Annotated in this window: 21 protein-coding genes; 11 read left to right on the top strand and 10 right to left on the bottom strand. The window is 57.6% G+C overall.

The window, feature by feature from the left end; translation table 11 throughout:
* Window positions 1-25: 25 nt before the first annotated feature.
* On the bottom strand, window positions 26-193 hold the full coding sequence (locus tag BFN10_RS29505) for a hypothetical protein (RefSeq protein ID WP_156792152.1): 168 nt from the start codon (window positions 191-193) through the stop codon (window positions 26-28).
* Between BFN10_RS29505 and sctW the strand changes: the two genes are divergently transcribed.
* From sctW to sctU, 11 genes are read left to right on the top strand one after another with little or no spacing between them, the layout of a single operon-like run.
* Window positions 192-1,241: a type III secretion system gatekeeper subunit SctW gene (gene sctW / locus BFN10_RS19330; protein ID WP_071491016.1), complete on the top strand. Its 1,050-nt coding sequence runs from the start codon at window positions 192-194 to the stop codon at window positions 1,239-1,241. The genes BFN10_RS29505 and sctW overlap by 2 nt on opposite strands.
* Complete coding sequence (gene sctV / locus BFN10_RS19335) at window positions 1,238-3,331, top strand: type III secretion system export apparatus subunit SctV (protein WP_071491017.1); 2,094 nt, start codon at window positions 1,238-1,240, stop codon at window positions 3,329-3,331. The genes sctW and sctV overlap by 4 nt, the downstream gene beginning before the upstream one ends.
* A 37-nt stretch (window positions 3,332-3,368) precedes the next feature.
* Window positions 3,369-4,268, top strand: a complete 900-nt coding sequence (locus BFN10_RS19340) for an FHA domain-containing protein (protein WP_071491018.1) — start codon at window positions 3,369-3,371, stop codon at window positions 4,266-4,268.
* The gene (locus BFN10_RS19345; RefSeq protein WP_071491019.1) at window positions 4,265-5,623 is read left to right on the top strand and encodes a FliI/YscN family ATPase; all 1,359 of its coding nucleotides are present in this window, start codon (window positions 4,265-4,267) and stop codon (window positions 5,621-5,623) included. The genes BFN10_RS19340 and BFN10_RS19345 overlap by 4 nt, the downstream gene beginning before the upstream one ends.
* Entirely contained in the window at window positions 5,610-6,038 is a 429-nt protein-coding gene (locus tag BFN10_RS19350; protein WP_071491020.1) for a type III secretion protein, read from the top strand. The genes BFN10_RS19345 and BFN10_RS19350 overlap by 14 nt, the downstream gene beginning before the upstream one ends.
* On the top strand, window positions 6,035-6,472 hold the full coding sequence (locus BFN10_RS29510; protein WP_071491021.1) for a type III secretion system HrpP C-terminal domain-containing protein: 438 nt from the start codon (window positions 6,035-6,037) through the stop codon (window positions 6,470-6,472). Before BFN10_RS19350 ends, BFN10_RS29510 begins: the two co-directional genes overlap by 4 nt.
* Entirely contained in the window at window positions 6,469-7,482 is a 1,014-nt protein-coding gene (locus tag BFN10_RS19360) for a FliM/FliN family flagellar motor switch protein (protein WP_071491022.1), read from the top strand. Before BFN10_RS29510 ends, BFN10_RS19360 begins: the two co-directional genes overlap by 4 nt.
* Window positions 7,479-8,132: a type III secretion system export apparatus subunit SctR gene (gene sctR, locus BFN10_RS19365; protein WP_071491023.1), complete on the top strand. Its 654-nt coding sequence runs from the start codon at window positions 7,479-7,481 to the stop codon at window positions 8,130-8,132. The genes BFN10_RS19360 and sctR overlap by 4 nt, the downstream gene beginning before the upstream one ends.
* A 7-nt stretch (window positions 8,133-8,139) precedes the next feature.
* Window positions 8,140-8,403, top strand: coding sequence for a type III secretion system export apparatus subunit SctS (sctS, locus tag BFN10_RS19370; protein ID WP_071491024.1), 264 nt, complete (start codon window positions 8,140-8,142; stop codon window positions 8,401-8,403).
* 10 nt (window positions 8,404-8,413) lie between these two features.
* Window positions 8,414-9,202, top strand: a complete 789-nt coding sequence (gene sctT / locus BFN10_RS19375; protein WP_071491025.1) for a type III secretion system export apparatus subunit SctT — start codon at window positions 8,414-8,416, stop codon at window positions 9,200-9,202.
* Entirely contained in the window at window positions 9,199-10,296 is a 1,098-nt protein-coding gene (gene sctU / locus BFN10_RS19380; protein WP_071491026.1) for a type III secretion system export apparatus subunit SctU, read from the top strand. The genes sctT and sctU overlap by 4 nt, the downstream gene beginning before the upstream one ends.
* Before the next feature lie 53 nt (window positions 10,297-10,349).
* Here sctU and hrpT read toward each other — a convergent pair whose 3' ends face one another.
* From hrpT to BFN10_RS19420, 9 genes are all read right to left on the bottom strand, one after another.
* Window positions 10,350-10,553: an HrpT family type III secretion system protein gene (gene hrpT / locus BFN10_RS29770; protein ID WP_083351535.1), complete on the bottom strand. Its 204-nt coding sequence runs from the start codon at window positions 10,551-10,553 to the stop codon at window positions 10,350-10,352.
* Window positions 10,550-12,685 (bottom strand): type III secretion system outer membrane ring subunit SctC, encoded by a 2,136-nt coding sequence (gene sctC / locus BFN10_RS19385; protein WP_071491027.1) that lies wholly within the window; start codon window positions 12,683-12,685, stop codon window positions 10,550-10,552. Before sctC ends, hrpT begins: the two co-directional genes overlap by 4 nt.
* Window positions 12,686-12,832: 147 nt before the next feature.
* Window positions 12,833-13,069 (bottom strand): hypothetical protein, encoded by a 237-nt coding sequence (locus tag BFN10_RS19390; protein ID WP_071491028.1) that lies wholly within the window; start codon window positions 13,067-13,069, stop codon window positions 12,833-12,835.
* A gap of 102 nt (window positions 13,070-13,171) precedes the next feature.
* Entirely contained in the window at window positions 13,172-13,762 is a 591-nt protein-coding gene (gene sctL, locus BFN10_RS19395) for a type III secretion system stator protein SctL (RefSeq protein WP_071491029.1), read from the bottom strand.
* Complete coding sequence (locus tag BFN10_RS19400) at window positions 13,740-14,312, bottom strand: hypothetical protein (RefSeq protein ID WP_071491030.1); 573 nt, start codon at window positions 14,310-14,312, stop codon at window positions 13,740-13,742. Before BFN10_RS19400 ends, sctL begins: the two co-directional genes overlap by 23 nt.
* Window positions 14,305-15,087 (bottom strand): type III secretion system inner membrane ring lipoprotein SctJ, encoded by a 783-nt coding sequence (sctJ, locus tag BFN10_RS19405; RefSeq protein WP_071491031.1) that lies wholly within the window; start codon window positions 15,085-15,087, stop codon window positions 14,305-14,307. Before sctJ ends, BFN10_RS19400 begins: the two co-directional genes overlap by 8 nt.
* A 7-nt stretch (window positions 15,088-15,094) precedes the next feature.
* Window positions 15,095-15,457, bottom strand: a complete 363-nt coding sequence (locus BFN10_RS19410) for a hypothetical protein (protein WP_071491032.1) — start codon at window positions 15,455-15,457, stop codon at window positions 15,095-15,097.
* Between the two features lie 72 nt (window positions 15,458-15,529).
* On the bottom strand, window positions 15,530-15,718 hold the full coding sequence (locus BFN10_RS19415; protein ID WP_071491033.1) for a hypothetical protein: 189 nt from the start codon (window positions 15,716-15,718) through the stop codon (window positions 15,530-15,532).
* Window positions 15,719-15,892: 174 nt separating this feature from the next.
* The gene (locus tag BFN10_RS19420; protein WP_071491034.1) at window positions 15,893-16,807 is read right to left on the bottom strand and encodes a sigma 54-interacting transcriptional regulator; all 915 of its coding nucleotides are present in this window, start codon (window positions 16,805-16,807) and stop codon (window positions 15,893-15,895) included.
* Window positions 16,808-17,006: the final 199 nt, after the last annotated feature.

A 17,006-nucleotide genomic window follows, 5' to 3' on the forward strand; every position in this document is an offset into this window, starting at 1 on the left:
CGGAAAAATTTCATAATCTATTGATTTATATGGATAAATATTTTTTGTTGGCGCGCTTTTGTGCAAGTGCTTGCAGAAAGCGTTGAAGGCTTGTGCAAGTTTTTTCAAATGTGCAGTGGGCCATTTGTTGATGGAACTGCTTTGGCTGCTTTTGCCACACAGGGAAATACTCTTCCTGTTCAGGTCCAGTCATGGTTGATTTCCCTTCCGAACTGCAAAAAATTCGCAACGAGGATCGGCAAAGTGTCAGTCATACCTCCACACCTACTGCAAGCCAGGTAGCCGATGACCTGGCTCTTCTGTTCAACGAGGAAGTGGGAGCCAGCAGCCGGGCACTGAATCGGCGGCAGCTCATCCTGCCTGTGGCTGCGGTTCAGTTGCTTAACCAGCTTTATGATCAATGGGGTCATCCCGCCAAGAAGACGTTGGCAATGGCCACATTGCAATTCAAGCAGCAGCTGCGAATGCTTGTCGGGGTTGAAAAGTTGCTGGGGCTTTGCGAGGGCGACCCCGCTCTCACCTTTATTGTGCTCAAGAATGTGGAAGCCCAGTCGGGCACCGAAGCAACCTTGGCACGCGATGCAATCATCAAGCTTGAGGCGCGTTTCAGAGGGGAGATCCAGGCAGGTCTGAATACTGCGGCTGCACTTCGGGCGGGATGTGCCGACCTGCAAGAGCGTCAGGCGCTGCGAATGCTCTATTACACCAACGTGGTTTCGCGCCAATCCCTGGTGAAGATCCTGCAGGCACTGCTGGATGTATACGGTGACGAACGGTTTTCAAAAGGGCTCAAGGTGATGCAAAAAGCCTTGGCGGACGATATCGCGGCGAAGGTGTCATCATTGCCCTCGGCGCATTTGCGTACCTTGCTCCTGGGCCTGCAAAGCTGTTGGCAGTTGGGTGGAGTATTTGCCCTGTGCCAGGCATTGATCGAGCGTCTGAGGATAGAGCGCGTTACGTCGAAGCTGATGCAGCGCTTGTTGGGCTACACCACTACAGGCATCGACTCCCAGGAATTTCAACGACTGTTGGAAGAACTGGAAGCGGGCAGCCAACTCAGCCGCACCTTGATAGCCCTCAATGCCATTTACGCGGTATTCAACAAGTTCCCTCTGGCGTTGTGGTTTGACAACCGGACACGTGAGGAGCTTCTGCACAACCTGTTGGTAAGAGCGGGGGAACTCACGAAAATGGAGCGTGAGTACCTGCAAGCCACGGCAACGCCGGAGACTCTTGCGTGACTGCGCTGTCGGCCATCAACCGTTTTTTGCTGAAAGTCGCGCAGCGCGCCGAAGTGCTGGGCGCCGTGGTGGTGATGGCCATCGTGTTCATTTTCATCGTGCCGCTGCCCACCTGGCTGGTGGACATTCTGATCGCGCTCAACATCTGCATCTCGTGCCTGTTGATTGTGTTGGCGCTTTATCTGCCGGGCCCGCTGGCTTTTTCCTCTTTCCCGTCGATTCTGCTGTTGACCACCATGTTCCGCCTGGCGCTTTCGATTGCGACTACACGCCTGATCCTGCTGGAGCAGGACGCTGGCGACATCGTTGAGGCGTTTGGCAATTTTGTGGTCGGCGGCAACCTCGCCGTGGGGATGGTGATCTTCCTGATTCTGACGCTGGTGAACTTTCTGGTGATCACAAAGGGGTCCGAGCGTGTGGCCGAGGTGGCAGCGCGCTTCAGCCTGGACGCGATGCCTGGCAAGCAGATGTCCATTGACAGTGACCTGCGTGCCGGCTTGATCGACGGTGGGCAAGCACGGGACAAGCGCGAGCAATTGTCTCGCGAGAGCCAGTTATTCGGCGCTATGGACGGGGCCATGAAGTTCGTCAAGGGCGATGCTGTTGCGGGCCTGATCATTGTTGTGGTCAATCTGCTCGGTGGTTTTTCGACGGGTATGTTTCAGCACGGTTTGAGTGCGGCCGACTCCATGGCGCTGTATTCGGTACTGACCATCGGCGACGGTCTGATTGCTCAGATTCCCGCCCTGCTGATCTCCTTGACGGCCGGCATGATCATCACCCGCGTAGCGCCGGACGGGCGCAAGGGCGTCAGTAATATGGGAGCCGAAATCGCCCGGCAAATGACCAGCGAGCCCAAGAGCTGGGTGATTGCTTCGGTGGGTATGCTCGCGTTCGCGGTGGTGCCGGGCATGCCCACCGGGGTGTTTATTCTTATCTCAATGATGACCGGCTCCTTGGGTTATTACCTTGTGCGCCAGCGTCAGCAGCAGGAGGCCCCATCGGCCGAACCGGGCACCGCGGCTCGCCCGGAAGATAACGGCGATGCAGACCTGCGCGGCTTTGATCCTTCCCGGCCTTACTTGCTTCAATTCAACCCGGCGCTGTATGGCACGCCACAGGTCATTGACATCGTGCAGAGGGTGCGCAAGGCGCGAAATGCGCTAGTAGCCAACATCGGTTTGACATTACCCCCCTTCGAAGCGGAGTTCAGCGATTCACTGGCCCTCGACGAAATGCGTTTTTGCGTCCACGAAGTTCCGGTAATGAAGGCCACCTTCAGTGAACGAGTCGCCGTCGAGAGGGTGACGCTGGCCGAGCCTCCGGAACATGCTGAGCTGGGCATGGTCGAGCGGGATGAACAGGACTGGCTGTGGTTCGCTCCGGATGATCCATTGCTGGACGACCCTGCGGTTGAACACTTCAGCGCCCAAAGCCTGATCATTGAGCGCATGACTAGCGCAATGATGCTCAGTGGGCCCCGATTTCTTGGGATCCAGGAGAGCAAGGCAATCCTTAGTTGGCTTGAACAGAACCAGCCCGAACTGGTGCAGGAGCTGCAGCGAATCATGCCGCTATCGAGGTTTTCATCGGTGTTGCAGCGTCTGGCCAGCGAAGGCGTTCCGCTGCGTGCGGTGCGCTTGATTGTTGAGTCGCTGATCGAGTACGGCCAGCATGAACGTGAGCCGGAAGCGCTGGCCGACTATGCGCGCATCGCCCTTAAGGCGCAGATTTTCCACCAATACAGCGAACCTGACGGTCTGCATGCCTGGCTGCTGTCGCCCCAGACTGAAAACATCCTGCGTGAAGCACTGCGTCAGACTCAGACCGGAGTGTTCTTTGCCCTCGACAACGACAGCAGCGCATCGCTGGTCAACCTGCTCAATCAGGCGTTCAGCCAGCGCTCCAAGACCAAGAGCGTGATGTTGGTGGCGCAGGACCTGCGCAGCCCTTTGCGCACTTTGTTGCTGGACGAATTCAACCACGTGCCGGTGCTGTCCTTTGCTGAGCTTGGAAGTACTTCCAAGGTCAGGGTACTGGGGCGCTTTGATCTTGGTCAGGAAGAGTTGATGCGTGGGGCAGTGGCATGAGTCGGTCGTTGCAGTGCGCACGGGGAGAGGCGCGATAATGTACGAGCTACGAGTTCTGGACGGCTTGCACCAGGGCGCGGCACTGCCACTGTTCGGTGAACAGTGGAGCATCGGTGCACACGCGGATGCGGACCTTGTACTCAGCGATCCGGGAATCGCCGAGCACCATGCGCACCTGCATCTGATCGACGCCTGTTGGTCGGTGCAAGCCAAGGCAGGGCTGTTGTCTGATAGCAATGGGCAGGTGCTGGCGCAAATCGGTCACTTGCCACTCAATGCCTTATTCTCGGTGGGTGGGGTGTGCTTGTGTGTAAGCCTGGCCGAACAGCCCTGGCCTCAACCATCGGTTCCCCGCGCCGTGCCGCCTGCATCCAGCATTGAACCGCCGCGGCCACTGATGCTGTCTTCTATCTCTTCGGTCCAGCAAAAACGTTTGCTTAGCCTGGTGCTGGTGTGTGCGGTCGTCATCATGGTTGTCGGCATGGTCTCTTCCGGGGAACGCACGGCCCAGGCGTCGCTGATGCCGAGCGCGCCGAGCAAGACCGAGCTCGCGTCACCGTTCGAAGTGCGCCAGATACTGCTGAAGATGCTTAACGAGCGTGAGCTGGGCCAGCACATCAGTTTGCAAGTGATCAACGGCCAGATTGCACTCGACGGCTTAGTCACTCAAGACGACGTGGAGCTGGTCGCACGCATGCTCATCCGTTTTGGCGAGCAGTTCGAAACCGCAGTGCCCGTCATGAGCCGTGTACGGGTACGTGACAGCACGATTCCGTTCAAGATTTTGCAGATTGTCAGCGGACCCAATGGTCACGTTGTGCTGGAAACCGGGGATAGATTGTTTGTAGGCGATGAGATTGACGGCTTGCGCCTGGTATTGATCGATAACAGCAAAGTGGTATTCGACGGCGAGCAACGCTACGAGGTGCGCTGGTGAGCGACCTGCTGCGGGAGCGCCTGGAGGCTTGGCAGTCAAGGCAGTCGGAGGCGCTGACGCGTTTCGCGCCTGTTTCGATGCGGGGGCGGGTCCAGCGCGTCAACGGCATGCTGTTGCAGTGTCGTTTGCCCCATGCGCGGATTGGAGATCTGTGCCAGGTCGAGAAAAATCCAGGTGAGAACATGCTTGCCGAGATCATCGGCTTTGACCATCAGGACGCAGTGCTCAGTGCGCTGGGCAACCTTGAAGGTGTGCGTGTGGGGGCCAGTGTGGAGCGGCTCGGCGTACCCCATCGGGTACGGGTCAGCGATGAGCTGCTGGGTCAGGTGCTGGATGGGTTTGGTCGACCCATTGTCGGCGACGGCCCGAGTGCCTTCGCCGGCGTCGATACGCCCGACGCAACAACCGTATTGTGCGAAGCGCCGTTGCCTACGGAGCGGCCCCGGATCAGTCGGGCGCTGGCCACCGGAGTGCGTTCGATTGATGGCTTGATGACCCTGGGCGAGGGCCAGCGTGTGGGATTGTTTGCCGGTGCCGGTTGCGGAAAAACCACGTTGTTGGCCGAGATCGCGCGCAATGTGGAATGCGATGTCATTGTGTTCGGCCTGATCGGGGAACGAGGTCGTGAGCTGCGTGAGTTCCTCGACCATGAGTTGGATGAACAACTGCGTGCCAAGGCGGTGCTGGTGTGCGCTACCTCGGATCGGTCCAGCATGGAGCGTGCCCGTGCCGCTTTTACCGCCACCGCCCTGGCCGAAGGCTTCCGAAGCAAGGGCCAACGGGTTTTGTTGCTGATCGACTCCTTGACCCGGTTTGCCCGGGCCCAGCGCGAAATTGGCTTGGCGGCCGGGGAACCACTGGGGCGCGGTGGTTTGCCTCCGTCGGTGTACAGCCTGTTGCCGCGTTTGGTGGAGCGCGCCGGGCTGACACGCAACGGCGTGATTACCGCGATTTACACGGTGCTTATCGAACAGGACTCCATGAACGATCCGGTGGCGGATGAAGTCCGGTCGCTGTTGGATGGACATATCGTGCTGTCACGTAAATTGGCCGAGCGGGGACACTATCCGGCGGTCGATGTGCTGGCCAGCCTGTCGCGAATCTTGAGCAATGTGGCCGATTCTGCAGATATCCAGGCCGGTACGGCATTACGGCGCCTGTTGTCGGCGTATCAACAGATCGAGCTGATGCTCAAGCTGGGTGAGTATCAAGCCGGCAGCGATGCCCTGACTGATATGGCGGTAGACAGCCGCCAGGCGGTCGACAGCTTTTTGCGCCAGGACCTGCGCGAGCCGTCACCCATCGCGACGACCCTGGAGCAACTGAAGGAGCTGACGGCTTATGTGCCCTTCTGAATCGCTTATCGCTGAAGTCGAGATATTGCGACGCTTGCGCAGGCATCGGGCAGACCGTGCCGAGCGAGCACTGAGTGCCGCCAAGAAAGCCCAGCGTACTGTGCTTCGACAGATCGAACAGGCTGAAGAGGCGCTTGAGCAGAGCCGACGCGAAGAGGCGCGGCAGTGTGCGCAGTTGCTCAAGGAGAATCAGGGCCAAGTCATGACACTGCAGGCACTGAAAGCCTGGAGCACCCAAGAGCACAACCTGTCTGCCAGCACCCGACGAGAGGAGAGCCAATTGCAAGCGTTGCACGTGCAAAAAGACCAGCAGACGCTGGCGGTAGGAGATGCCCAGAAGCACGTCACCCGCTGTTTGCTCGAGGTGGAAAAACTTCAAGAGTTATCCGGTTTATTGGCTCAGGAGCAAGCATGACCCAGGTTTCAATTGGCAAGACTGAGCGCATGCGTGAACTCAGTGATACACGTGAGATGGGAATGAGCGCCGTGGTGCCCTTGGAGCAGGCGCTGCGGTTTGCGTTGCTGGTCACCACCGACGTTGGCAGCTCTGCGGCGAGCACGAAAATGGCGAACGATAGCCCCCTGCTCGAATCGTTGACTGAACAACTGGCCCCCCATTTTCAAGGATCATCGCAGTGGCCACTGCAGGTGGTGCTGTACGTGCCTCGTCTAGGGCGCATCAAAGCCAGTATCCGGCGCGAGCCGGGAGTCTGGAGCGTCGAACTGGACGCTGAGTGCGATCGCACGACGAACTGGCTCTGCGGCATGCGCCAGCGTTGTCAGGAGCGCATCGCCAACACGTTGGGACAGCCGGTCGATCTCACGTTGGTTCATATGGCCTCGGCATGATGATGCCGCTGTTGGCGTTACGTCAGGTCAAGGCTGAGGCCGTCGCGGCCCGGCGCCGGTTGGGCTGTGGCATACGTATGCCGTTTCAGGTCTCAAGCCAGCAGGGTGAACTCTTGCTGGAGCCTGGGCGACCACCAGGAAGTGCTACACCTGTCTGCTTCGAAACGGCCTGCGGCGTGCTGGGTTTCAGTGAGCCCGGTCCGCTGTTGAGCTTGCTGGGAGAGTGCCCTGTGACGCTGGCCCTGGCCGACAACGATCCGGATTCGTGGTTCTGGGATCTGTTCCTGTACCACCTCAGCCCGCAGGTCAGGAAGCTGTTGGGGCACCTGCGATTGCTGGGAGGTAGTCACTCATTGCCATTTGGCTGCCGGCTTACTGTGACCTTGGGGATGTCCCAGGTTTCGGCATACCTGTGGCTGACTCACGAGAGCTTTCTGGCGGTGTGTGATGCCGGCCCATGGCGCTCGATCGCCGCTCCGCTGCCTGAGCGTTTTCAGGTGGCAATCGCCGTAACGCTGGGGCGGCTGCAACTGTCCATTGCTCATTTGCGCACCGCTCGGTCGGGCGATGTCGTGGTAATCGAACAGGCCTTTTTCAACGCGCGGGGTGTCGGGTATCTGCAGGTGGGTGAACGCCGCCTGCATGGGCATATCGACGATGCATCCGGGCATTTGTGTTTGACACTTGCATCTCTTGAGGAAACCTCTGTGGACGAGGACTTTGCAGTACACGACTTCCCGAAATCCGGGGATGAACAACCGGTAGCGGACGTATTTGGCCATGAGCCGTTCGATGAATTGAGCATGGCGCTCAACGTGCGGTGTGGAACCTTGAACCTGACGCTGGGGGAGTTGCGCAACCTGTCCCCCGGAGCCGTGCTGGGTATCTCCGGCTATGCACCCGGCATGGCCGGGCTTTACTACGGTGATCGCCCGATTGGCGTGGGGCAGTTGGTCGAGGTTGACGGGTGCCTCGGCTTGCAACTGTCCCGCATGACGTTTTCCCGATGACTTTCCAGGGAGTGGACCCGCTCGTACTCGCCCTGTTTCTCGGTGGGCTGTCGCTGATGCCGATGTTGCTGGTCGTGTGCACGGCGTTCCTGAAAGTTGTCATTGTGCTGATGATCACCCGCAACGCCATCGGTGTGCAGCAAGTACCGCCGAGCATGGCAATCAACGGCATTGCCCTGGCGGCAACGCTATTCATTATGGCGCCCGTAGGCTACGAGATCTCCGTGACGCTGAAGGCGGCACCTCTGGACCTCAGCAGCGTGCACGCGATGCAAACCACCGGCCTGGTAGCCATACAACCGTTGCGCACGTTCATGAGTCGCAACACCGACCCGGACATTCTGACGCACCTGAAGGAAAACACCGTCCGAATGTGGCCGTCTGAAATGGCCCATGAGGTTCAGCGCGAAGACTTGATCCTGCTGATGCCAGCCTTCGTCCTGTCGCAGTTGCAGGCCGGTTTCGAGATAGGGTTCCTGATCTACATTCCGTTCATCGTCATTGACTTGATCGTCTCCAACCTGCTGTTGGCGCTGGGCATGCAAATGGTCTCGCCGATGACGATTTCGCTGCCGCTCAAAATGTTGTTGTTCGTACTCGTCTCGGGCTGGTCACGCTTGCTCGACAGCCTGTTCCTTTCTTATCTCTGAGTAGCTTATGGAGCCGATCGTGCTGTTCAAGCAAGGCATGTTGCTGGTGGTAGTGCTGTCGGCACCCCCGCTTATCGTGGCCGTGGTTATCGGTGTACTGACTTCCCTCCTGCAGGCATTGATGCAGATACAAGACCAGACCCTGCCCTTTGGTGTGAAGTTGGTAGCTGTGGGCGTCACCTTGATTCTGACCGGGCGCTGGATTGGTGTGGAACTGGTGCAATTGATCAACCTGACGTTCGACATGATTGCCCGTTCGGCGCTGAGCTGAGGTAACCCGCGTGCTGCAACTCATTGATTACCTGCCCAGCCTTCTGGTCGCTATGGCGCGAATCTATCCTTGTGTATTCCTGGTGCCTGCCTTCTGTTTTCAACATCTGCGTGGTATGCCTCGGCACATCATCGTGATGGTGCTGGGGCTGATTCCGGCTCCCGGCATTTACACGGTGCTAAAAGCGCACGACTACTCATTGCTGATGATCGGTGCCCTGATTTTCAAGGAGGTGGCTCTGGGCCTTTTGCTCGGGGTCTTATTGAGCATGCCGTTCTGGATGTTCGAGTCGGTGGGGGCATTACTCGACAACCAGCGCGGCGCGCTCGCCGGTGGCCAACTCAACCCGTCGCTGGGACCGGACGCAACGCCGGTGGGGCATCTGTTCAAACAGTTGGCGATCTACCTGTTGATCGCCACCCTCGGGCTCGGGGCGATGACCCAAGTGATCTGGGACAGTTATGTAATCTGGTCCCCGACCGCTTGGCTACCTTTCGTTGGAGTGAACGGTTTCAGTGTGTTTACCACTCTGCTGGCGGACACGTTCACCCATATGATGCTCTACGCCGCGCCATTTATAGCGGTGTTGCTGCTGCTGGAGTTTGGCGTTGCGTTGCTGGGGCTTTATAGCCCGCAGTTGCAAGTCTCGACTCTGGCACCACCGGTCAAATGCCTGGCTGGCCTGATGATTCTGATTCTGTACCTGCCGTTGTTGCAGGATTTGATCGTCGGGCGCATGAGCCTGTTGGGTGATCTCAAGCAATCCCTGCTTGCAATGTTCCAGGTCTCGGCATCATGAGTGATTCAGGTGAGAAAAAACACGCGGCCACCCCCAAGAAACTGCGTGATCAGCGCCAGAAGGGCCAGGTCGCGCAGAGCCAGGATGTCGGCAAGCTGTTGGTACTGACCGCCTTGAGCGAGATAGCCTTGTTCACGGCCGAGCCCAGCATGCAGCGTTTCCAGCAACTGTTGGTCTTGCCCATGTCCCGCATTGGCCAACCCTTTGCACGGGCGCTGGAAGAAGTGCTGCTGGAAGCGCTGCTGATGTTCTTTGCGTTTGCCCTGATGATGGCCGCCGTGGCGATCACGGTGAAATTGATCAGTGCTTGGATGCAGTTCGGTGTTCTGTTTGCGCCCGAAAGCTTGAAGCTGAACTTCAGCCGTCTCAACCCACTCAGCCAGATCAAACAGATGTTCTCCGCTCAGCAGGTGATGAACCTGCTGATGAGTCTGACCAAGGCCGTGCTTTTGGCATTGGTCCTCTATGTGGTGATCAGCCCTTCACTTGGCGTGTTGATCAACCTGGCCAACAGCGACTTGCAGAGTTATGTCAAAGCCCTGATCATTTTATTTCGCCACCTGCTGCATGCCTGTCTGGGTTTGTTGCTGGTGCTGGCGCTGATCGACTTGGCGTTGCAGAAACACTTTTTTGCCAAGCGCATGCGGATGACGCAAGTCGAGGTGATGAAGGAGTACAAGGACTCGGAGGGCGATCCTCACATCAAAGGGCAACGGCGTTCACTGGCTTATCAACTCGCCCAGGAAGAACCGCAGGTCAAGCTGCCCAAGTTGGAAGAGTCCGACATGTTGGTGGTCAACCCAACACACTTTGCCGTCGCCTTGTATTACCGACCCGGTAAAACGCCTTTGCCGCTGCTGGTGGACAAGGGCACCGATGACCAAGCGCGCGCATTGATCGATCGGGCGAAAGCGGCTGATGTGCCGGTGATCCAGTGCGTATGGCTGGCGCGTACGCTCTATGAAAAGAAACTGGGTGCCGGCATCCCGCGTGAAACCTTGCAAGCTGTGGCGCTGATCTACCGGACTCTGCGTGAATTGGACGATGAAGCCAAGCGCGAAACCCTGGAACTGCCCGAGCTTGCGCAGCGGTAATCGACGTCAGGTGCAACTGGCCAGGACCTGAAGGCTTGGCCAGCCGCATTGGCTCATCGTTCCAGCGAGATCGTCTGATAATCCGAACGTTCTCCTGCGGGGCCAGGCTCGGCACGCATGTGCGACGGCCACCAGACCACCATTTTAGACTCGCTCGATTGTGGACGAGAGCATGAATCACCTTTGCACGTTGCAGTACAGCCGACGCTGAGCAATACCGTAATGATGAGAGTGACGCTGAACAGGGTGCGTTTCATCGCATGTCTTTCCGGGCTGGGGTGAGAAGGGACGGGCGGGGCACGCCGATGTGTTCATCTTTCACTACGGGGCGCATGGCGATAAGAACCTCAGCCTCTTCGCCCGGCTTGAGCCAGGCTCGTGGCCACACGGTTACTGCCAGGGTCTGAGCGTTGCTGCACTCCTTTTCATCAATGCGCACATTGCGTTTGAACTGATTGCGCAACACGATGATTGCTACGTTGAAGTGTGGCCCTGTATACCACTGGCTGCGCTGGGTATTGAGAGCCAGCAGCTCACGTGTCGAGCACAATGTATCCAACCCCAGGGGCATCGCGGCCGCCTTGAACGCCTTGGGCACCTCGCCACTCACGAGATGCGCCAGCGTGCTGGTGATTTCGCTTCGCTGGATCACTGGCGGGTAGGGTGCATTGCGTCGGGCCAAGGGGGCTAGTGCAGCCTGTAATTCGGCCTGATCGGCTTTTGGCAGGTAACGTGAAGGGTCGGCTTGGTCTCCGATCACACGGGGTGTCAGGATGAACAGGCGTTCCCGTCGGTTGTTCTCGCGTTTCGTGGAGGAGAACAACGCCTTGCCTAGCAATGGAATGTCTCCCAACACGGGCACCTTTCTCTGGGTGTCGGTGTTTTCCGTTACGTGAAACCCACCCACCACCAGTGAGCTTTTTTCTGCCATTACGGCCTGGGTACTCACCTTGCCTCGGCGCACATCCAGTCCACCGATTGAGACGTTGGAATCGTTAAAATTGCCATCTTCAATATCCACGACCAAATGGACTTGGTGGCTGCCTTTGCTGGTGATGACCCTGGGGGCTACTTGAAAGCTGGTACCTGCGGTGACGGGCAGAATAGTCGCGTTCTCTGTGCCGGCTACCAGGTATTGGGTCCGGTTGAAATCAATCACCGCCGGTTGGTTTTCCAGCGTCAGCACCGATGGGTTCGACACGATAGTGGCCAGGCCACGGCTTTCCAGGGCGCGGATTTCAGCATAGAAACGGTCGCGATTGCCGATATTGATTTGTGAAGAGCTGCCGGGTGCCATGATCGATTCGCCTCGAAAACGGCTGTTTTGAAACCCCCAGTTGACCCCGAATTCGCGCAATTGACTGCGCTCGATATCCAGGATGATTGCGTCGATTTCCACCAGCTTGCGGGCCACGTCGAGTTGCGTGATCAGCTCTCTGTAAAGGGCCTGGCGCTCGGGCAGGTCATAAATCAGTACCGCGTTATTGCGCACATCCGCCTCGACCCTGATTTTGCTGGCGTTCACCGGCGCGCGGGGAGTGAGCGACGCGCCGGTGTCCAATGAGCCCGCGCCCGCGGGTGTTCCCAGCATTTGCCCAAGCAGCGGGTTGCTCAACCGGGCGCCGGTTGTGGGAGCCAGTGGCGAGGGTTGCGCTGCGGTTGTGGAGCGTGTCGCCATGACGGACGTCGGGCGTGGTTCCAACAACCCGCGCAGCATAGTGGCAACCCCTGGGATGGTGATTTTTTCCCCCCGGTAATCGATCACGCGGTCTGCTGCGTTGGCGAACTTCAGCGGGTAGGTCAACACGCTCTGCTTTTCATCTGCCGACTTTCGCTGGCTGCTGAACTGCTTGATCTTCTCTATGTAACCCCTGGGGCCAGAGACCAGAACGACGCCGTCCTCTGGCAACTCGCCCCAGCCAAAGCGGCTTTCCAACAGGCCGATATCGGTCAGTGCCTGCTTCAAGTCCGAGATGGATTCCGACGATACTTCCAGGCGCGCGGATTGCTGCTGATCCAGCGTGCTGATATAGAGCGTGTTGTTGTACAGGTACCACTGGAAGCGATGCTCCACACCCAGTCTGTCGAGTAGGGACTGAGGGGTGTTGGCGCGGATTTTTCCATTGACCGAACCCTCAAGCAGGCCTTCGATCTGAAGCTGCGTACCGAACGTCTGGGCGAAATCTTCAAGTACCTCCCGCACGGGCTTGTGCTCGGCTTCATAGGCGTAGGCCGTGTTTTTCCATTCGTTGGGGATGGCGGCCAATGTGGTTTGCGAAAGCGTCAGCAGCCATGGCAGCGCGAGCAGGTAGCGCCAGGCAGGGCGTTTTTGCGAAAGTCCGGACGAGACATAACGCAAGCAGCCAGGCTTGTAGGTCTTGTTCTTCATAAGTGGTTCTCTGTTTGGTACGAGAGCGGATGCTGCGAAGTCGGGCGCGTGTCTTGGGCGCAGCGTGTGAGACGGGTGATGGTCGGCGGGCAGTGACAGCCCCGAGTCGTCGATTCACGAGTACCTGCATCACCCGGCCTCGCACCATCAGGGGATGCCATCGAAGATGATCTTTCCCTGATCGGCCCTGTAGTTGGTCATGGCCTGTATAGAGGTCAAAAGCTGGTTCGACGTCATTTTCATCTCCAGCGCTTGATCCATCAGTGCTGCGAACGTTTCATTATCGGTCGCCTCGTAGGCGGCCTTACCCATTTGGTCTATGTGTTTTTTGACAGTGTCCAGCTCTCTGTAATGCTGTCGGCTCAGCCGATAATCAAAGGTCATGGGGCATCCTCCAGTGAATTGCCCATGTATGTGGTTCATACCTGGCAACAGTTCCACACACGGCGTCATGAAAGACTGCGTGTGAACATTGTCGGAAATTCCCTACTTGCGGCTCTGTGGCATTTCCAACAGGAACAAGCTGTCAACGGTCGACTTCCAATCAATATGAAAGCTGCCCTCGTCTGTTTCCAGAACCAGCGACTGGACGCTGAGGAGATCATCCACACGCAGACTCCAGGGGGCATTGCTGTTCATTTGCAGCCATTGCACCACCTCCGGCTGATCCTGTGGATGACAGGCCAGCGTGGCGTTAATGGTGGGTATTTCTGCGGCTAGCAGCTTTTTGAGCAGGGCGCTGATTCGCTCCGCGGGAGGCGTCAGCTCCAGCAGACTGCCCACCACCTGATGGGTTACTGACGTAGCGATTTTTTCAAGCTGCTCGCACATGTTCTGCCGCTCGGTCTCCCAGCATTCAAGTTGGCGGTTGGCGCGCTGCCAAAACTCGTCCTGTGCGTGCTTCAGCAACTGCTCACTCTGTTCACGCGCTTGTTGCAGGATCGCTTCAGCCTGTGCCTGGGCGTCGCTCAGCAAATGCTGTGCACGCAGGCTGTCGGCAAGCAGCTCTCTGGGGATCAGAGCGTTTGGCAAGCTTGCAGCGGGGGTCGACAGTTTAATCTTGCAGCGGTACAACATTGGAATGGGTCTCGCCAGCAGTGGGGGCATCGTTGGTCGGGGCGGTAGCGCGCCATATGACGGCCTGCCAGACAGTGTCGAGTTTGCTTCCGGGTGGCGGCGCAGGGATGCCTTCCAGCGCATCAACGCGTTGCGGGGCGAAGCTGAGCCGCAGGCGCTGCCATATCGGCTGATCGACCCAGGCGCGCAGATAGTGCAGAGGGTCGTTGCCGGGTTCATGGGGAACGGCAGGTAATGCCCGGGACAGGCGGGCGCACCACTGGCGTTGGTCGGGGCTCAACGATAGTTCATGCTGAGGATGGTAGATCCCATCGACCAGGGCCAACATCAGTTCACGTTTTGCGGGTGGCGCCAGTACCAGGTGCAGCAGGGCAGGTGATGGCTCAACGGGCAGGCAAGGGGAGATGCCCAGTGCCTGGCTGACCCGCTCATGCTGGCCACGGCAGATCGCAGTGCCGGCGGGTGAGGCGAGGTCGAACGGCGCCCAGCCATGTTGTGCCTGCTCCCATGGGCGGGTCCACCAATTGACCCACCTGAACAGGTCATCCATTGGATTCTAAGCTCGGTGAAGCGTGGGTCGGGTGGCGCTTCCTTCGAAGCCAGACTACGGTCGCCGCGACTGCAAGCACCAAGACTATAAACAGTGATGTCAGGGTTGTTTGCCAGAACATCAGGTCGTTTTCGGGTACCAGAAAAGCTCCGAGATAGACTAGACGCTCCCGTTCAATATAAGCGGCCGCTGGTACAAAGGTAACGGTGAGTTTTTGCGGGTTATCCGCCGTGGTGGTCATACCGGGAATGCTGCTGGCCACCATTCTGCGCACACGTGGCCTGATGTTGTCGGGGTCCAGCCGGGGGTCGTGTTTGATGAATACCGAGGCTGATGCCGGCTGTACGGGTTCGCCGGGCGCCACCCGTTCCGGCAGTACCACGTGGACGCGGGCCACGATGACCCCGTCGATGTTGGATAGGGTTGCTTCCAGTTCCTGGGACAACGCGTAGATGTAACGGGCCCTTTCCTCCAGCGGTGTAGAGATGACGCCTTCCTTGCGGAATATATCCCCCAGGGTCGAGCGCGCGATTTTCGGCAGGCCGGCAGCTTCCAGTGTTCGCACCGCGCGGGCAATATCACGGCTCTTTACCCGAACGACTACGCCATCCTTTTCCAAGGCTTTCTGGGCGCGGATCTGCTTGTCTGCCAGTTCGGCGATGACATCGTTGGCTTCCTGTTCGGACAATTGGCGGTGCAGTTCGATTCGTTCACCGCAGCCGGCCAGGAGCAGTGCCAGTGTGAGTAGCAGGCAGGTGACGAGAGGTTTGCGCATAACTTTCCTACTGCAGGTTGATGGTTTTTTCTACCATCGAAATGCAGTGTTTTATGATTTTCACCGACACGGTCAGGCGCTCTTTGCTCTCGACCAGGGCCATGGGCACTTCCACCGATTTTATCGAGTGCTTGCTTTGCGCCAGATCCTTCAACCCTCTGGAAAACTTCTCGTTCTTGGATTTGAGGAACACCGATTGCTCGGCGAGAAAGTACGTGCCGATGGCCGGCGTCGAAGGGGGGGAGCGGTTCTCCCCGATCAGCGCTGACGCAAAAAAATGACTATCGATGGAGTTATCAACAAGCGTTGTCGCTTCGTTTTTTTGCAGACGCATCTGAGGCTGTGCGCCCCATTCGGTTTTCGAAAGCATTTGAGGCTCCCCAGGCAAAAGCGAGAAAGCGCCCCCTCTGTAAATGAACAGAGGAGGCAAGTGTTTTGATGCTTAGGCCCGGGCAGAGCCGATTTGCTGCATCACTTTGTTGCTGTAGTCGAGCAGCATGCTGTCGACGGTTTGCTTAATGTTTTGCGCGTTCTTTTCTCTCTGCAACTGATCATTAATGATTTTTGCTTCTGCGTTGTCGACGCCGCCATAATTTGCGCCAATGCCCGGATAGTTAGGTTCAATAGGCATAAAAGTACCTTCCTTTCATATTGATAAAGTGTCGAGTGTCAGGCCCGAGTGTTTGCCCTTCTCTAGAGAGCCTTCGCTCGAAACATGGGTGGTGGACGACAGGGGGGTGGTTCCAGCGCGAAAATGATTTGTTATTTCGAGATGTGTCGCAAATGCAGGTGCCGAGCAATCGCGTCATGTAAGTATGTTCAAGTACTTCAAACGGTAGTACAGCGTGCGTTTGGCAACGCCTAACTCAGCGGCGACATGCTCCACACAGTCGGCATGACGTTTGAGCGATTCTTCGATCAATGATTTTTCGAACTGCTGCAACCTAATCTTCAGGGGTATTATCTGTGCATTCGCCTCCGATGAACCAAGAGGTGGCATGCCCAGTACAAACCGCTTGGCGGCAGAGCGCAATTCTCTTACGTTGCCAAGCCAGTGGTGACACAGCAATTGCTGGAGCAGTGTTTCAGACGGCGCGGGGATTGGGCAGTCGAAGAGCTTGGCTTCTTGGGCAACCATGTCCTTAAACAGTGGAATGATGTATTCCAGTCGGCTTCGCAGCGGGGCGAGGTTGATGGTCACGACATTCAGGCGGAAGTACAGGTCACGTCGAAAGGTGCCTTGCTCGACCATGTCATTCAGTGATTGCTGGGCGGATGCTATCACGCGCATGTCGACCGGGATGAAACGGGTCGACCCTAGACGCTCGACGCCACGTGATTCCAGCGCACGCAGAAGTTTGGCTTGCAGGGTGAGTGGCATGCTGTCTATTTCATCCAGATACAGGGTGCCTAGGTGTGCCGCCTCGATAAATCCGGCCCTTGACTGAATAGCACCGGTATAAGCGCCACTGTTGACGCCGAACAGCTGACTCTCCGCCAGGGTCTCCGGGATGGCTGCGCAGTTCACCGCGATAAAGTGACCGCGCCGCCCGGATAAACGATGAATTCGCTGTGCCAGAGTGTCCTTGCCTGTGCCGGTTTCACCCAGTAGAAGAACGTCAATATTCAAGGCTGCCGTAGTCTTGAGCGCGGCGTAAACATCGGGGTTCTCAATGAACGGTATACGTACTTCACTTTCCTGATGGTCAGAGGCAGACATGCTGTTAGTCACTCCACTATTGCTTAGCAGTGCTGCAATGCAGTACTGCTCAGTAGAGCGTAATTTGCCGAGGCCAGATGCAGGAAAAAGCTGTCAGTGGTGAGCGAGAAGTTAAAGCTGAACGAACTTAAAGGCTGCCATGACGTTTATTTGCCGATTTTCTCGTGCACAGAGTAAACACTCAGAGTAAACACATGTG

Origin of the sequence: Pseudomonas extremorientalis (genome assembly GCF_001870465.1) — a bacterium.
Classification (GTDB): domain Bacteria; phylum Pseudomonadota; class Gammaproteobacteria; order Pseudomonadales; family Pseudomonadaceae; genus Aquipseudomonas; species Aquipseudomonas extremorientalis.

Bases quoted from the DNA above. Each gene is read 5' to 3' on its own strand.
- BFN10_RS19415 (WP_071491033.1), bottom strand. From the start codon at position 15,718: ATGCCTATTGAACCTAACTATCCGGGCATTGGCGCAAATTATGGCGGC.
- sctC (WP_071491027.1), bottom strand. From the start codon at position 12,685: ATGAAGAACAAGACCTACAAGCCTGGCTGCTTGCGTTATGTCTCGTCC.
- sctR (WP_071491023.1), top strand. From the start codon at position 7,479: ATGACTTTCCAGGGAGTGGACCCGCTCGTACTCGCCCTGTTTCTCGGT.
- BFN10_RS19340 (WP_071491018.1), top strand. From the start codon at position 3,369: ATGTACGAGCTACGAGTTCTGGACGGCTTGCACCAGGGCGCGGCACTG.
- sctU (WP_071491026.1), top strand. From the start codon at position 9,199: ATGAGTGATTCAGGTGAGAAAAAACACGCGGCCACCCCCAAGAAACTG.
- BFN10_RS19420 (WP_071491034.1), bottom strand. From the start codon at position 16,807: ATGTCTGCCTCTGACCATCAGGAAAGTGAAGTACGTATACCGTTCATT.
- sctJ (WP_071491031.1), bottom strand. From the start codon at position 15,087: ATGCGCAAACCTCTCGTCACCTGCCTGCTACTCACACTGGCACTGCTC.
- BFN10_RS19410 (WP_071491032.1), bottom strand. From the start codon at position 15,457: ATGCTTTCGAAAACCGAATGGGGCGCACAGCCTCAGATGCGTCTGCAA.
- BFN10_RS19350 (WP_071491020.1), top strand. From the start codon at position 5,610: ATGTGCCCTTCTGAATCGCTTATCGCTGAAGTCGAGATATTGCGACGC.
- sctS (WP_071491024.1), top strand. From the start codon at position 8,140: ATGGAGCCGATCGTGCTGTTCAAGCAAGGCATGTTGCTGGTGGTAGTG.
- BFN10_RS29505 (WP_156792152.1), bottom strand. From the start codon at position 193: ATGACTGGACCTGAACAGGAAGAGTATTTCCCTGTGTGGCAAAAGCAG.
- BFN10_RS19360 (WP_071491022.1), top strand. From the start codon at position 6,469: ATGATGATGCCGCTGTTGGCGTTACGTCAGGTCAAGGCTGAGGCCGTC.
- BFN10_RS19390 (WP_071491028.1), bottom strand. From the start codon at position 13,069: ATGACCTTTGATTATCGGCTGAGCCGACAGCATTACAGAGAGCTGGAC.
- BFN10_RS19400 (WP_071491030.1), bottom strand. From the start codon at position 14,312: ATGGATGACCTGTTCAGGTGGGTCAATTGGTGGACCCGCCCATGGGAG.
- sctL (WP_071491029.1), bottom strand. From the start codon at position 13,762: ATGTTGTACCGCTGCAAGATTAAACTGTCGACCCCCGCTGCAAGCTTG.
- BFN10_RS29510 (WP_071491021.1), top strand. From the start codon at position 6,035: ATGACCCAGGTTTCAATTGGCAAGACTGAGCGCATGCGTGAACTCAGT.
- sctW (WP_071491016.1), top strand. From the start codon at position 192: ATGGTTGATTTCCCTTCCGAACTGCAAAAAATTCGCAACGAGGATCGG.
- hrpT (WP_083351535.1), bottom strand. From the start codon at position 10,553: ATGAAACGCACCCTGTTCAGCGTCACTCTCATCATTACGGTATTGCTC.